We start from the raw sequence: 2,593 nt of genomic DNA, 5'->3' as shown, positions 1-2,593 counted from the left end.
ACCTCGAACCGACCAGGCAACGCAGGAGGGAACGCTTCATGATTCGGTACCGCGTGGTGCAGTGGGCGACTGGCAACATTGGTCAGCGTGCGCTTCGGGCGGTGCTCGACCGCGAAACGTTCGAACTAGTTGGGGTACACGCATTTTCGTCGGAAAAGGTTGGCCGCGACGCAGGCACACTAGCCGGGGTCGCGCCGGTAGGAGTGCTGGCCACCGATGATGTCGACGCCCTGATCGGTACAGCACCCGATTGCGTGATCTACACCCCGCACTTCATCGACTACGCACTGGTGGACCGGTTACTGCGCGCCGGCATCAACGTGGTGACGACCGGCGACTTCCTTACCGGCACACACCATCCAACGGAGATGGCCGCGCTCGAGAACGCCGCCATAGCGGGCGGTGCGACGTTCCTCGGCACTGGTTTCGAACCGGGGTTCATCAACGTCGCGGCGGGCTTTCTGACCGGTGCATGCCGGCGCGTGCACAGTGTGAGACTGGTCGAGACGCTGGACTGCACCGAATACCCAGTGCGGGACGCCTGGACGGTGCTCGGGTTCGCCAAGCCGCCCAAGGATCGACACACCGAGGTCGACCCCTCCACCGCCCGATACGGCCTCGGATATTTCGAGACACTGGACCTGATCGCCGACATGCTTGGCATCGAGCTGGAATCGAAGCGCGGCCTAGTCGAACACGCCGTGGCCACCCGCGAGCTGGACCTGGGATGGATCACCTTCGCCAAGGGCACGGTGGCCGGGCAGCGGCGCAGTTACCGCGGCTACCGCAATGGACGCGTCGTCGTTGAACTGGCGATCTGCTGGACCATGAGCGACGACGCCCTGGACCCACAGTGGACCGATCCCCAGGGCTTCAAAGTGGAAATCGAGGGCGAACCGCGAGTGGATGCCGTGATCCGGTTTGGCCCACCACACAATTCCGAGCTTTCCGAAGACCAACACGTGATGAAGCTGCTGATGGTCAGCACGGCCATGGCCGCGGTCAACGCGGTTCCGTATCTGTGTGAGGCCCCGCCGGGCGTGATCACTCCGATTGACCTACCCGTCACCGGCACCCACGGCGCGCTCATCGACTAACTCCGTTGGCGATCCAGAAGGCGGGCGAGCTCGCGTCTCAGGTCCGGCCAGGGATCCCGATGAATCGGAGTGGTCCGGGGCTGGATGGTGAGTGTGAGCGCGAGGCCGCGCATGGCATCCAGCGCGACGCTGAATCGCCGAGTCCACTCGGCGCGCGGGACGTTCTTCGGCGCGGCGTCGGCGGCGATCGCGGCGAACACGGCGGATTGCGGCCGCTCCAGCGGGGCAAGCGCGGCGTAGAGCTCGGGATCGTCGGCGGCAGCGATCCACACCTTGACCCACACGGTGTACAGGTCGTCGGTGAACGCGGTCCAGAGCACGTCGAGAAGCGCGGGTGTACGGCGCGCGCCGCCGAGTGCGACCGCGTCCGCGGCCCGAGGCCGCAACTCGGTCTCCATCCGACGCCCGACCTCGTCGAGCGCCGTGGCGATGAGATCAACCCGGGCCGGGAAATGATGGGCTATCGCCCCGAGCGAGGCTCCGGCGGACTCGGCGATCTGTCTGGTCGTCGTGGCCGGATACCCGTGATCGGCAATGGATCTGATGGTCGCATCGATCAGACGGGCCCGAGTCTGATCGCGCCGCGCCTGTTGCGTCCGCGGAGCGCCGCCGCGAACCGGAGTCGATGCCACCAGTACATCATATAGACGACAGGTCACTTGACCTGTAACCTAGCGACAGGTCGCCTGACCCCGTAGCATCGATCTCCGAAGGGAATGGCTGTGACCAGCACGGAAACGACTACACAAGCGGCCCCGGCCGACGGCGGGCTGCGCATAGAAAACCCGGCAGAGGGCGTACGGATATTGGTCCTCGATCGCAGGGAGCACCGCAACTCACTCGACGTCGACGTTCTCACCCGACTGGCTCACGAATTAACGCTGATAACAACGGATTCCGCCGTTAGGTCGGTGATTCTCACCGGCGCGAACGGTGCGTTCAGTTCGGGTGCAGACTTCGCTTTGATCGAGCAGCTATCGCAGCGGCCGGAAGCCGAAGTGGCCGAATTGCTGGCCCGACACATGCGGGTCGTCGACATGCTCTGGGGATTGCCGCAGCCGACGATCGCCGCCATCGACGGCCCCGCGGTCGGTGCCGGCATGTCGTTGGCTCTGGCCTGCGACATCCGGGTGGGATCCCCGACGATGGCCCTGTTCCCGTCGTTCATCCGAATGGGCCTGCTGCCTGACATGGGTGCGAGCTGGTTGCTGCCGCGGCTGATCGGCGAGGGCGCTGCATTGGAGGTACTACTCGCCGGGCGACCGATCGACGCAGAGCATGCGCTACGGATAGGGTTGGCGCACAAGCTGGTTGACGATGCATTGACCGCTGCGCTCGATCTCGCTACGACGTTTGCCGCGCGCCCCCACGCCGCGGTTGCGGCGACCAAACGATTGCTGCGTGAGGCCGCCGACGGTGACCTCGCGCAGGCGGTCGACCTCGAAGCAGGCGCCCAAGCCGCAGCGGTCCACGGCAACGAGTTCGCTGATATGTTC

General features: G+C 65.4%; 3 protein-coding genes. 2 read left to right on the top strand and 1 reads right to left on the bottom strand.

Annotated features, from left to right (window positions below; translation table 11 throughout):
* A partial coding sequence (locus tag WAN02_RS32905; RefSeq protein WP_422269547.1) for a hypothetical protein occupies positions 1–1,097 on the top strand: 1,097 nt, incomplete at its 5' end.
* Here the strand turns inward: WAN02_RS32905 and WAN02_RS32900 are convergent.
* Entirely contained in the window at positions 1,094–1,729 is a 636-nt protein-coding gene (locus WAN02_RS32900) for a TetR/AcrR family transcriptional regulator (RefSeq protein ID WP_422269546.1), read from the bottom strand. The genes WAN02_RS32905 and WAN02_RS32900 overlap by 4 nt on opposite strands.
* A 90-nt stretch (positions 1,730–1,819) precedes the next feature.
* Between WAN02_RS32900 and WAN02_RS32895 the strand changes: the two genes are divergently transcribed.
* Positions 1,820–2,593: enoyl-CoA hydratase/isomerase family protein (locus WAN02_RS32895; RefSeq protein WP_422269545.1), on the top strand; the 774-nt coding region annotated here is incomplete at its 3' end.

This window comes from Mycobacterium sp. (assembly GCF_049281135.1).
Classification (GTDB): domain Bacteria; phylum Actinomycetota; class Actinomycetes; order Mycobacteriales; family Mycobacteriaceae; genus Mycobacterium.
Note: the sequence above shows the minus strand (reverse complement) of the source record. Positions and strands in the feature narration are given on the sequence as shown.